Raw genomic sequence first — 13235 nt, 5'->3', positions numbered from 1 at the left:
GGGTGTCACGCAGAGGCGCAGAGGCGCAGAGAGGAGGAGGAAATGAGGTATGTTTTTAGAAGAGTTCTATGATGCAGTTTTTCAGGATTTCAATTAACTTTTCTTTATCCACTTTGTTATCGGCAACCTGTATTGTTAATTCTTCAGCTTCTTTTGGTGTCATATCCAGTTCGTAATCATTTAAATTTAAGAATGTCACCATCACATCAAAAGCAGTTCGTTTGTTACCATCTACAAAAGCATGATTATTAGTGATGTGAAATAAATATGCTGCGGATTGTTCAACAATTGTCGGATGTAAAAGTTCACCCCCAAAACTTGCTTGAGGTTGGTAAATAGCAGAATCTAGTAAGCCTTCATCGCGGATACCAGATGAGCCACCATATCGCTTAATCTGCTTAGTATGTATACTTAAAACATCTGGTTTTTCAATAAATTTAGGACTATGCAAGATTCTTATACACCTGATCCCATTTTTTAGTAGATGCCAAAGAAATCAACATAGTTTCTGATTCTTGGGGTGTGATGTCTCCTAAGTCTAGTGCATTAATTTCTGCTTCAGATAATGCGTTAACTCTAACACTAGCTTTTATTAGTGATTGTATTATGTGTTTTAGAGATTCTAATCTAATATATAAATCCTCATGTCGATAAAGCTCATAGCCAACTTCAATTATTGATTCTTTATAGACATTGATCGAATCCAAAGTCATTGTTTTAAATGCTTCTTTTTTGTCTGGATTCGATAAAAAATACCAATATTTATCTACAATTTCCTTGAATAAGAAATAGCGTTTAACACTAAATAAATTTGCTAATTCACCTTGTTTAGTTTTATCCTTTAGCCCTTGGTGCAGTTTGGTCAACTTATTCACTTTGTCCTGAAACTGTCTAAATTCTTCTCTGAGTTGAATCACAGAGATTTGCCTGCTGTTTGCCAATTCAAGTATTTCTGCTGTGACTTCATCTTGCGGGTTTGCATCATTCAGACATCTCTCAAGTATTGCTAATTGTTCTTGAAAGATAGAAATTGTTTCTTGTGGCAGTATGAATCTATTTACCATAATTTATATACCTGTTTGGTGAAGTTATATGCTTCCCCTAAAATTAGTTTAACTGGAAAAGGCAAACTTTGTTCTGTATCTCCTAATTACGAATTACGAATTACGAATTATTAACTAATTGCACAACGGCGGCGGCTAAAGTATCTGGTTCAACTGGCTTAGGAATGTGCATTTGAAAACCTGCGGCGATCGCCTGTTGTTGATCAAACTCTCCCGCAAATGCTGTGAGAGCGATCGCCGGCACTTGTCCACCTGTTTCCGGCGGTAAAACCCTCAGCTTACGTAACAATTCATACCCATCCATCTGGGGCATCCCAATATCGCTGACTAAAACATCTGGCTGAGACTGGACTATAATTCTAAATGCTTCCCATGCTGATGCGGCTTTCGTCACTTCTGCACCATACATCTTCAGCACAAAGGCGATAAAATCCCGCGAATCAGTATCATCATCCACAACTAAGATTTTCATCCTATTTAAATCTAAAGTTGCTTCTGGCGGTGGATTATTTGTTGATATATCTGGTTCAAGGGAATTCTGGCGAAGATTCTCTACGCTTTTACGCAATGGTAGTTTCACAGTAAAAATTGCTCCCTGTCCTTCACCTAAACTCCTAGCCTCAACAGTACCGCCATGTAACTCCACTAACTGCCTAACAATTGCTAGTCCTAAACCTAATCCGCCAAACTTTCTCGTAATTGAACTATCTTCTTGACGAAAGCAATCAAATATGTATGGCAAAAATTCCGGGTTAATACCTTTGCCTGTATCACTGACTTGGATTTGAGCCATAGAACCACATTCCTCTAACCGTACTTCTACTTTTCCGCCAGGAGAGGTAAACTTAACCGCATTAGATAGAAGATTCCAGACAATTTGTTGTAAGCGAGCCGAATCACCTGTAACTTCTCCGACATTTTCCTCCAAAATAGTGTGAATGGTAATTTCTTTTGCAGAAGTTGCTAAACTCACAGTATCTAACGCTGCGGAAATAATCTTGGCTAGATTCACGCTAGATACATTTAAAGTTAATTTGCCCTGGAGGATGCGAGAAACATCCAGCAAATCTTCAATCAAGTCAACTTGTAATTTAGCATTGCGTTCAATAGTCTCTATAGCTTGAGCCGTCTTAGCCTTATCCAGCCTGCCAGTTTTCAACAGCTGCACCCAACCCATTATCGGATTAAGTGGCGTTCGCAGTTCATGAGAAAGGACTGCAAGAAACTCATCTTTAATGCGATTGGCTTTTTCTGCTTCTGCACGTGCTGCTTGTTGTTGTTGCAAAGCACTCCATAGAGATGTTTCTACCCGTTTATAATCATCAACATCAGTAGAAGAACCAAACCACTTGATAATCTCCCCTTTGTGATTACGTAAAGGAAAAGCTCGACCAAGATGCCAGCGATACTGCCCATCACTAGCACGACGGAAGCGGTATTCTATATCATAATTCTTACCTGTCCGAATGGATTCATTCCAAGCATCTACGGTTATTTTCACATCGTCGGGGTGCAGTACAGCTTCCCAACCCCAACCTTGAGCTTCCTCCCAAGTCATGCCCGTATAATCAAACCAGCGTTGGTTATAATAGTCTAACCAGCCATCCGGCCGAGCAGTCCAGACAATTTGCGGCATCGTGTCTGCCAAAGTCCGGAAATTTAATTCGCTGGCTTTGAAAGCTTCCCTAGCTCGGATATGATCTGTAATGTCAGTATTAGTACCGTACCATTTAATTATATTTCCTTCTTGGTCACGTAAAGGCAGCGCCTGTCCTAAAATCCAACGATATTCCCCATTCTTAGAAAGCAAGCGAGACTCTACCTCGTATTCGCTACCAGTTTGCACAGCGTGATTCCACACTTTTTCCACTCGTGCTAAATCTTCTGGATGCACAATATCACACCATCCATCAGTTTGCAGTTGTTCCAGTGTTTTACCTGTAAAATCACGCCACCTCTGGTTATAGTAATCCAATTCACCACTAGGTAATGCTGTCCATACCTGTTGCGGAATAGTTTCGGTCATCAACCGCAAGAGATATTCACTTTGTTGCAACGCCTGTTCTGAGCGATGTTTCTCTATAGCCACACCTGCGAGATGAGACGCACTTTCGATCAGTTTTTGCTCTGATGGTTGCGGAGTGCGTGGTGTAGAATAGTATAAAGCAAAGGTTCCTAAAACATTGCCTTGGCTATCTAAAATCGGCGCAGACCAACAAGCTTTGAGATTATGAAGCAGTGCGTAATCGCGGTATTTTTCCCATTTGACATCGTTAGCAATATCTGAAACAATCACAGTCTTTTTGGTATAAGCAGCTGTACCACAACTGCCGATATCTGCACCCACAGGCACACCATCTGCTAATGCTTGAATATATTTCTCTGGTAGGCTGGAACCGACAGCCAGATGTAATTTCGTTTGCGATTCGTCTAGTAACATAATCGAGCAAAAAACTTGATTTAACTTTGCTTCAATAGACTGGGCTAAATTTATCAATACTTCCTGGAGAGGCACACCAGTCGCAATCAATTCTAAAATTTCATTTTGCAACGATAACAGGGCTTCATTTTGCTTACAACTAGTCACATTCTGCTGTAACATCATGCCTGCAAAAATTGTTCCTTGCTGGTTGCGAACAGGAACAGTATAAGTTTCGTATATTTGATTTTGATAAGTGATTTCGCCCACGGTGGTTTTACCCGCTAAAGCATCATGATATAAAGGTTCTATAACTTGGCAGGTTTCTTCAGGAAAAACTTCCCCAAGGGTTTTGCCAATCATAGAATTAGCTGCTAATCCCATCACTGCTAACTCAGCACCTTCACACACCAAGTAACATAAATTGTGGTCAAATAAGTAAACAGCACCATTGGGAATATGCCGCATGAGGGTACGGTAAAGTATTTCTAGTTCAGCTAAAATACAGGCTGGTGGTAGCTGTTGTTTGATTTCTGGCTTATAGACACTAATAAGTAATTCCTGATTTATTTCAATAGCAGCATCACTACTAAATTGTTGGTTTTTAATTTCAGTAATATCAATAAATGTAGTTACAACAGCATAGGGAGCAGCTTGATTAGCTGGAAATAAAGGTTGGCAATTGAGTAACAACCAACCTAATTCACCAGTGGGTTTATAAAAACCAATCACAATATTTTGACATAGCTGCCTTGTTTGGAGTGCAACTATAGCCGGATGAGTTGCTGATGTCACAACTGACCCATCTTCCTGAATCATTTGCCAGGGAGGTTCAAAAAACGTTTTTCCCAATATTTGCTGCATCGGATAACCTAAAATTTTCTCGGCAGCAGAATTACAGGCTTGTATAGTTGTATCAGCTAACTGAAAGATCATCCCCTCTTCTTGAGTAGAGTTAATCACTAACTCTTGTTTTTGACCTTCTCCTAGTAATTTTATTTCTTTTGACCTTAAAGGATTGGTGGCTACATTTAATTGCGCTAACTCTGTATTTTGTTGTGGAAATGATAGCTCGGAAATATTTGGCTGCTGGGAATTTTCTTGATTTGGCATTATATCAAATTCCAGGATTTAAACGTAATTTTTGGAAAATCTAGGATTGATTTAGGTAAAATATTTTTTGCAGTAATACAATCTAACTTAATATAAATTTATTTATCCTGTGATTACTATACAATGAATTTATAGAATAATGGCATCGCTTATACTCATATTTTAACCCATACTCAAGCCTAAATGTTTAGAAACTTTCTTTCTTTGTGTAAACTCTATACTTCACATTTTAGGTTTATTATTGACATTTTGATGGGATTTACAAGGATTTTTTTCTACCAAATGAGGATTCAAGAGTTTAAGCTGTTAGAATATTCGAGATATCGCAGAATACAAATTTTGTGAAGATAGTTTAGGCTCACAGTTAGCAGAGTTACAAATCTCAAAGAAGCATAAACAACAAGTAGCAATGATGAGTAAAATTACTTGTTTTCAGTCAATTACGAATAAAAATCCGTCAAACTTGCGCGGGCATCTTTGCCCACGCCACAATAAAATTTATGACAATAATTGTAAAAATGTGATGTCTCTAGTCTAATAGTAAACTCCGCGCCCAGGCGATCGCTTCTTCTGGAGTCGAGATTTTACCCTCAGCTTGGGCTACAGCAATTTCTGTTAATAATTCGCCCAACTTTGGCGAAGGTGAAATATTTAATGCTATGATTAATTCGTCCCCACTGACTATTTTAGTGGGATGAGCAACCAGATCATCAGGGTTCAGGTAGCGGCTGATTAATGGTGCGTAGACGCGTAGCGACTGGTCGCCAGGGATCGCCGATACCAAATTATCATCTACTAAGGCTACAACTATTGTAGCCGCAAATACATTTCCTGCTTCTTGAAAGAAAAAATACTGTTCTCGCACAGATAGATTAGCTGATTTTAGCTGCGGAACCAGTTTAAGCGCAGTGGTAACAGCTTTAATTTCCGCACGGCTATAAGTGAGTTCTTGCAATTCTATTTCTGCAAGTTCTGCATGAGGATGAACCAGACAAGCTAGTTTAGCAATACCTAACCAAGTTGTTTTTACTGTGTCACGGACAGATTTTTGCAGTTCTCTACTCAGTTGGGGCGAATTTTGAGCAATTAAAGCGGCTACTATGTCCACTTTTGCTAGTTTTTCCCAGCTTTCGGGGGTAGCATTGGGAAAGAAACGCGTAAGTAAATTATTTTCTGCGGCTTTTGTCAGCCAAAATGTACCTTGAGAATTTGCTAATAAATAATTAATTTCTACCCGCACTCGTTCAGATGCGACTGCTGTGATATGTGATGCTAAACTCTCAATAGTTTTCTCTGTATCTGGCTCAATGGTAAAATCAAGTTGAGCAGCTTGACGATATGCCCGCATTAATCGCAGAGGGTCGTCTTTGAGGTTAGCGGCTGATACCATTCTTAATATACCCTGTTCTAAATCAGCCCGGCCTTGTAAGGGATCGATAATTTCTGCGGTATGGGGATTGTAAGCGATCGCATTAATTGTAAAATCTCTTCTATGCAAATCAGTCTCTAAACTATCGCCTTCTTGTTGGGCAAAATCAACTGTAGCTTCGGGAAAAACCACACGGGCGATTTGCCTTTGAGGATCTAATAGCACAAAACCAGCTTGATAATAACGTGCGATCGCCTGAGCAACTGCCACCGCCCCAGAGGGTATAATAAAATCCAGATCCAAGTATTCACGAGTTCTACCCAAAAGAGCATCACGTACCGCACCACCGACAATATAAGCAGGTTGCGGCAACCATTCCAAGCCAAAAGGCCAATTCTCAGGAACTAGAGTAGGATATATCAAATCGGGCATTGTCATAAAAATCAACCCAACAAATAGTGAATAAAACTTGGGCTTAAGTTACATTAGCAATAAAGAAAGGTTTTTGGAGACAGTTCTATTATGTGTATTTGCGTGAACTGCCACTACGTAGACATTTGTGAAACCTACCACGCCGTAGAAGCACAGCACCAACAGCCCCATTTAACCGAAAATCCCACCTTCGACCCAAATGAACCCTCAATTAACGTTAACATCCGCACAAGCGGGGAAATGATTGAAATGGAATGGGACGTTGTTGGTTGTCTCAGCTTCAAGCGAGAAACAGGTAAATGGTCGAAATTGCGTCCCGGTGAACTCGTACCGACGTGATGAAAAACGATTGTTGCATATTCAAAGCGGCTACTGCTATTCCTGTAGTAGTCGTATATTTTACTATAAAATTCTTCCCTTGGCGTTCTTGGCGACTTGGCGGTTCGATAATCCAGCTAAATAAAGCAACGATTATATGATTGAATAAATAAAACACACAAATCATAAATTTTAAAATTAACCTTGACCCCAGAACCACAAAACCTTGCACCCCAAAAATACGCCATCTCGCTACACACCACAACACCCGAACTGGGGTTGGCTATCAGTAATTTTGCTGGTGAAACTCGCGCTGATACTTGGGATTTGGGGCGTGATTTATCTAGTTACGTACATGAATATTTAAGAGAATTTATCCAACCCCAAACCTGGGCAGACGTAGCATTTATTGCCGTAGCTAAAGGACCAGGAGGTTTTACAGGGACTCGAATTGGCGTAGTCATTGCCCGCACCTTGGGACAACAGTTAAATATACCCGTATTTGCCATTTCCACCTTAGCAGCAGTAGCCTGGGCGAACAAAGGCCAAAATCAATCAAAACCAGCAGTAATAGCCGTAGAAATGGCAGCACAACGGGGTAAAATCTTCGGTGCTATGTACCAAATATCTGCTGACAACTTGAGTATCACAGCCTTATTACCAGATACAGTATTTACACCAGAAGTATGGCAAGAAACCTTAACCAATTGGCAGAGTGAATATCAACTAATTAAAGCCACATCTGGTTTAGCGGCAACAGTCAGCAGTATTTTAGAACTAGCTTATTTAGAATGGCAACAAGGTAAACATCCTCATTGGTTCGATGCATTACCATATTATGGACAACATCCGGTAGACAGTTAACAGTTATCTCGTCGTCCCTCCTCCCTCTGTGTTCTCTGCGCCTCTGTGGTTCGTTAAAAAAAGCGAGAGACAGGCAGAAAAACCCATCCTCGCTGATTATGGCTTAAGCTGTCAGAGAGGCGATCGCCTGTTCCACAGCTTGTAAAGCCAAATTCACCTCCGCCTCAGTCACAATCAACGGCGGGACAAACCGGACAACTTTCGGACCGGCTGGTACTAGCAAAACGCCCTGATTTATAGCAGCCTTGACAATATCAGCGGCAGTTAGCGCCACATCTGCTTTTAACTCCATCCCATTAATTAAACCCCAGCCCCGGACTTCAGAAATATGGTGAGGATATTTAGCCGCGATCGCATTTAAGCCATTTCGCAACTGTATACCCCGGTCTTCCACATTCTGCAAAATATTCTCTTTTTCCAAAGTCTGACAAACAGCCAGCGCTACACCACAAACAAAGGGATTCCCGCCAAAAGTGCTGGCGTGTTCTCCTGGTTGGAAAACATCACAGAACTTCTTACTCATCATCGCCCCGATGGGGATACCGCCACCCAAACCTTTAGCACTGGTGAAGATATCTGGTTCTACTCCCAGATGTTCATAACCCCATAACTTACCACTGCGTCCCATGCCAACTTGCACTTCATCAAATATCAACAAAACGCCAGTTTCGTCACAAATTTGCCGCAGCTTTTGGAAGTAAGTTACATCACCAGGACGCACACCGCCTTCTCCTTGCAACGGTTCAATTAAAATGGCCGCTACACGATAATCTCCTTCATCTAATTCACTAATTGCTACCTCTATAGCGTTAATATCGTTATAAGGCACATATTCAAAACCAGGAACTAAAGGCTGAAAATGTTTTTGATACTTCGGTTGTCCGGTAGCGGTAATAGTCGCCAAAGTCCGACCGTGGAAACTAGCATTGGCTGTTAAAATAATCGGTTTGTCAATTTCTTGAACTGTGTGGGCATATTTCCGCGCCAGTTTAATAGCAGCTTCGTTAGCCTCAGCCCCAGAGTTGCAGAAAAATACACTATCAGCACAGGAATGTTCAACTAACCATTTGGCTAATTCACCTTGTTCGGGAATATAGTACAAATTAGAAACATGATGCAGCTTTTGGATTTGGCGTGTCACCGCTTCCACCATAGCTGGGTGGGCGTGTCCGAGGGTGCAAGTGGCAATTCCGGCTACAAAGTCCAGATATTCCCGTCCCTGGGTATCCCAAACGCGACAGCCAGAACCCCGGTCTAAAGCTAGGGGAAACCGGCCATAAGTTGACATGACTGCTTCATCGAAGCTATTAGCGTCAAAAGGGCTAGATGACATAGAACCTGATGTTGGGGGGATGGTAGCTTGCTCAATGAGAGTTTCTATGCTCACGATCGCGCCTCCTGATAAGTCTTTAATTTTAATACTCACTTACTAGTTTGCTAGAAAATCTTAAAAATTACATTTTATTTCACAAATCTGATACTTTTTTGTAGGCTAACTGTTAAATATCCTGCAAAAAAATGGTATCGGTGAAAAAACTTTGTATTCTGTACTTGAGAAAAAATACCGACGACTGCAAAAAGAGCTAACAGTGGGGGCGATTTCTCTGGCTGGCGTTGTCCTGACTGGCACTTTGTGGTACAAGTTCGTAGAAGGTTGGTCATGGGAAGAAGCGGCTTACATGACAGTGATCACCTTAACCACCGTGGGTTTTGGCGAGACTAATCCTTTGAGTAGCCGAGGACGATTATTTACAATTGCCTTGATTTTGTTGGGTGTAGTCACTATCGGTTACATGGTCAACAGATTTACAGAAGCAGTAATTCAAGGCTACTTTCAAGAAGGAATGAGACTACGGCAACAGAGAAGGCTAATGGAATCGCTGACAAAACATTACATCATCTGTGGATTTAGTCGCACGGGTCGTCAAATTGCCAAGGAATTTCAGGCGGAGGGCGTACCTTTTGTGGTGGTTGATGCAAATCTGGAATCTGTGGAAGATGCACAAGCACAAAACTACATAACATACCAAGGTGATGTGACTCTGGATGAAACGTTATTGAAAGTTGGTGTAGAACGAGCGATTTGTATAGTGGCTGCATTGCCTTCAGATGCTGAAAATTTATATACAGTTTTAACAGCAAAAACACTGAATCCGAAAATTCGCGCGATCGCACGAGCAAGTACAGAAGAATCTGTCAAAAAATTACAACGTGGTGGGGCTGATACCGTAGTTTCACCCTATATTACTGGTGGTAAGCGCATGGCTGCTGCTGCTCTCAGACCGCAGGTTTTGGATTTTGTCGATGGTTTCATCTCCGGTACAGACCGCCAGTTTTACATGGAAGAATTTTTACTTGACCCTGCGGTTTATCCTTTTGTGGGGCATACTTTAAGACAAGCGAGATTGCGATCGCAATCCGGGGCATTAGTAATAGCCATTCGTCGTGCTGATGGTCATCTCATTGGTGGTCCCACTGGCGATACTGTTTTATTACCAGGAGATACCCTGATTTGCATGGGGACATCTGAACAATTACGTAGTCTGAACCAAATTCTCATCCCCATTACTTCTCGCCGACGGCGGCGACCGAGAAATGACTAAGAATGATTATTTAAAACAAATTGCACGGTTTCTATTAATTCCTTAATAGTGTATGGTTTTGACAAAAATGCTGGCACACAAGCCCCAATTTCTTTGATGCGCTCGCGATTCGATACTAACCCACTCATAGCGACAATCTTAATAGCTGAATTAAGTTTGCATAAAACTTGAATAGCTCGTATACCATCCATTGATGGCATTTCTATATCCATTAATACCAAACTAATTTCATCTTTATGTTGGGCGTAAACTGAAACAGCCTCTATACCATCATTAGCAGTGATAACTTTGTAATTGTAACTTTCTAGAGTAGCTTTGTTAGTCGCTCGAATACTGTCTTCATCATCGACAATCAAAATTAATTCACCATTGCCTTGGGGTATCTCACTTTTATAAGTTTCCTCTGTGACTATTTGGTCAGAGACTGGCAAATAAACTTTAAAATTACTACCTAAGTCTACCGTGCTGTCAACATTAATAAAACCGCCGTGGTTTTTGAGAATACCAATAATTGTTGAAAGTCCTAAGCCTGTGCCTTTACTGAATTCCTTAGTAGTGAAAAAGGGTTCAAAAATTCGTTTTAATAGCTCTCGTGGTATGCCACATCCTGTATCTGATACAGTAATCACAATGTAGCTGCCAACCTTGGCTTCTGGATTCATCTGGGCATAATGTTCATCAACGAAGAAATTATCTGCTTCTAAACGTAGAGTACCGCCATTAGGCATGGCATCACGAGCATTGACACACAGGTTCATTAGCACCTGATGAATTTGAGTAGGATCAGCAACTATGATCGAAGTAATTGTATTTGGTATATAAGTTTGAACTTCAATTGATTTGGGAAATGTACTTTTAACAAGCTGCTCAATTTCTCTTAATAAATGTCTAACTTGTAACGGAAAGTGCTTTCCCTCGACTCCCTGAGAAAAGGACAAAATTTGCTTAATTAACTCTGCACCACGTTTGGCACTGTCTTGCTGCATTTTTAGGAGTTGGCGACTTTGCTCATCCACATTGCCTAGTCTCACGGGTAGCAGTTGAGTACTGGTCAGAATCGGTGTGAGAATGTTGTTTAAATCATGGGCAATCCCACTGGCTAGGATACCAAGATTTTCTAACCGTTGAGTCCGCAGAAATTGAGCTTCTAGTTGTTTCTTCTCGGTAATTTCGGTATTAACAATTAAGATTGATTTTGGCTTCCCAAATTCATCACGTACTAGTGTCCATCGACTCTGCACAATGATTTTTTTGCCATGTTTAGTGACTTGATGTAACTCTCCTTGCCAGGAATTATCTTTTAAAACACTTAAACGAGCGGCTTCTAGTTGCGGTGAAGCTTTTTTAAATAGAACTTCATTGGCATTCTTGCCCAGGACTTCGGCTGCTGACCATTCATAAATACCCTCAGCAGCTTGATTCCAAAATAAGATCCGCCTTTCCAGATTGCAAACAAAAATTGCGTCTGAGGCAATATCAATCAGGGCTGCTTGTTCGCGGATTTTCTCTTCGGCTCGTTTGCGCTTTGTGATATCTATAGAGTAGCCAATCATGCCGATAGGAGTCTGATTAGGACTACGTAATAACGACAGTGACAAAAGAGCATCAAATCTTTTGCCAAACTTATTTTGCATGATCACTTCAATTTCATGCTCTCCTGTTTCTAAGAGAGGAGCAATCACCTGATTTTCTAGTACATCATCCAGTTCACCTGGATATAGCAGCGAGATATGTTGACCCATCACTTCGGTAGCTGCGTAACCTGTTAAGATTTCTGCACCGTGATTCCAACTGGTAATATAACCTTTAAGATCAGTGGCAATTACCGAATCATGGATTTGGTTGATAATTTGTGCTTGATACCGTAGCTTTTCTTCTGTGCTTTGGCGTTCGGTAACATCCTGTACTACTGAGTTAACACCAAGCATTTCACCATCATGCCCTTTAAGTGGGTAGTAGTTAATTAGCCAGTGACGTTCAATACCTGGTTGGGCAGGGGTAGTACCACGAACTTTGCGGTTAATGATGGGTAAGCCGGACTGAATGACTTGTTGATAAAGCGGCTCTAATTTGTCACTGAGATTTGGTAATACTTCCCGCAGGGTTCGCCCAATATGCTCCGCCACTGGCACGTTATTAATCTGGGCTAAATGTTCATTGATGCGGACAAATCTCAAGTTGGTGTCCATAAAGCTCAGTCCAATGGGTACAGAAGCATAGATGCTTTCAATTTCTGCCAATTGTTGCCAAGCCTGGGCTTCGCTGTTCCTGAGTGCTACTTCTGTTTGCTGGCGTTCCTCGATTTCTTGCTGTAACAGTGCATTGGCTTGGGATAGTTCGGCGGTTCGTTGTGCAACTTGTTGTTCTAAAGTTGTATAAGCTTGATGCAGTTTGTCTTCTGTCTGCCGGCGTTGTATGATTTCCTGTTGCAATTGCTGGTTAGTCTGTTTGAGTTCTTGTCCCTGCGCTGTAACCTGTTGCTGTAAAGCCGCAATTACGCTAGCCATTTCTAAGGGGTCAAACAATTGCAAAAAGCTGGTTTGAGTGACAATTCCTAGAAATTCCCCAGTTTCACTGGTGACAACTAATCGCCGCAATTGTCGCCGTTGCATTTCTTGATTAGCAAACCACAAGGAATCTTGAGAACAGACACAAAATAAAGGTGTACTCATCACAGTTTGAGCTTGAATTTGGGTAAAATCCAGCCCTAAGACTTGAAACTGCACAATATCCCGTTCAGTGATGATTCCCTGGGGGATAATGCGTCCTGTCGCATCAGGTTCTGCTATGACGACACAACTGATGTTTTGATCATTCATCAGCTCGGCAATATCAAGTAATTTGGCAGTCAACGGGGCATAAATATCTTGATTGACAGTTACTTCTGATACGGTGCGTAGCCTCAATAAATTTGCTGGTTGGATTACTTGACGAATTGCTTCAGGTGTGATATATCCTATTACATGATTTTTGTGATCTACCACTGGTAGATGGCGAAGGGAGCAACGCGATTTTGTGAGGTTGGTGCGATAGCTGCGCTCGCCGAAGGCATC

The 13235-nt window shown here is 41.3% G+C and carries 9 protein-coding genes; 3 read left to right on the top strand and 6 right to left on the bottom strand.

Features of this window, described 5'->3' with window-relative positions:
- Window positions 1-55: 55 nt before the first annotated feature.
- From ACM0OW_RS02420 to ACM0OW_RS02405, 4 genes are all read right to left on the bottom strand, one after another.
- Complete coding sequence (locus ACM0OW_RS02420; RefSeq protein WP_414548451.1) at window positions 56-451, bottom strand: type II toxin-antitoxin system death-on-curing family toxin; 396 nt, start codon at window positions 449-451, stop codon at window positions 56-58.
- Entirely contained in the window at window positions 444-1064 is a 621-nt protein-coding gene (locus ACM0OW_RS02415) for a hypothetical protein (protein ID WP_414548450.1), read from the bottom strand. The genes ACM0OW_RS02420 and ACM0OW_RS02415 overlap by 8 nt, the downstream gene beginning before the upstream one ends.
- A 100-nt stretch (window positions 1065-1164) precedes the next feature.
- Complete coding sequence (locus ACM0OW_RS02410) at window positions 1165-4596, bottom strand: PAS domain-containing protein (protein ID WP_414548449.1); 3432 nt, start codon at window positions 4594-4596, stop codon at window positions 1165-1167.
- 529 nt (window positions 4597-5125) lie between these two features.
- A complete protein-coding gene (locus ACM0OW_RS02405) occupies window positions 5126-6403 on the bottom strand; it encodes a CCA tRNA nucleotidyltransferase (protein ID WP_414548448.1) in 1278 nt (425 codons plus the stop codon).
- Window positions 6404-6487: 84 nt separating this feature from the next.
- Here ACM0OW_RS02405 and ACM0OW_RS02400 point away from each other — a divergent pair, with 84 nt between their 5' ends.
- Together ACM0OW_RS02400 and tsaB are read left to right on the top strand one after the other, a co-directional pair.
- Window positions 6488-6736 carry a Ycf34 family protein gene (locus tag ACM0OW_RS02400; RefSeq protein WP_414548447.1) on the top strand — a complete coding sequence of 83 codons (249 nt, stop codon included), beginning with the start codon at window positions 6488-6490 and terminating at the stop codon, window positions 6734-6736.
- Window positions 6737-6919: 183 nt separating this feature from the next.
- The gene (gene tsaB / locus ACM0OW_RS02395; RefSeq protein WP_414548446.1) at window positions 6920-7579 is read left to right on the top strand and encodes a tRNA (adenosine(37)-N6)-threonylcarbamoyltransferase complex dimerization subunit type 1 TsaB; all 660 of its coding nucleotides are present in this window, start codon (window positions 6920-6922) and stop codon (window positions 7577-7579) included.
- Window positions 7580-7682: 103 nt separating this feature from the next.
- Here the strand turns inward: tsaB and ACM0OW_RS02390 are convergent, their stop codons facing one another.
- Window positions 7683-8966, bottom strand: coding sequence for an aspartate aminotransferase family protein (locus ACM0OW_RS02390; RefSeq protein ID WP_414548824.1), 1284 nt, complete (start codon window positions 8964-8966; stop codon window positions 7683-7685).
- Between the two features lie 151 nt (window positions 8967-9117).
- Between ACM0OW_RS02390 and ACM0OW_RS02385 the strand changes: the two genes are divergently transcribed.
- The gene (locus ACM0OW_RS02385) at window positions 9118-10182 is read left to right on the top strand and encodes a potassium channel family protein (RefSeq protein WP_414548445.1); all 1065 of its coding nucleotides are present in this window, start codon (window positions 9118-9120) and stop codon (window positions 10180-10182) included.
- On the opposite strand, the gene ACM0OW_RS02380 is transcribed toward ACM0OW_RS02385, so the two are convergent.
- On the bottom strand, window positions 10179-13235 hold a 3057-nt coding region (locus ACM0OW_RS02380; protein WP_414548444.1), incomplete at its 5' end, for a PAS domain S-box protein. The genes ACM0OW_RS02385 and ACM0OW_RS02380 overlap by 4 nt on opposite strands.

The sequence above is a fragment of the Anabaena sp. CCY 0017 genome (genome assembly GCF_963920885.1).
In the GTDB taxonomy this organism is placed as follows: Bacteria; Cyanobacteriota; Cyanobacteriia; order Cyanobacteriales; family Nostocaceae; genus Nodularia.
The sequence above is the reverse complement of the archived record's forward strand: the minus strand, read 5'-3'. Positions and strand labels throughout refer to the sequence as shown.

Bases quoted from the DNA above. Each gene is read 5' to 3' on its own strand.
- ACM0OW_RS02415 (WP_414548450.1), bottom strand. From the start codon at position 1,064: ATGGTAAATAGATTCATACTGCCACAAGAAACAATTTCTATCTTTCAA.
- ACM0OW_RS02410 (WP_414548449.1), bottom strand. From the start codon at position 4,596: ATGCCAAATCAAGAAAATTCCCAGCAGCCAAATATTTCCGAGCTATCA.
- ACM0OW_RS02405 (WP_414548448.1), bottom strand. From the start codon at position 6,403: ATGACAATGCCCGATTTGATATATCCTACTCTAGTTCCTGAGAATTGG.
- ACM0OW_RS02400 (WP_414548447.1), top strand. From the start codon at position 6,488: ATGTGTATTTGCGTGAACTGCCACTACGTAGACATTTGTGAAACCTAC.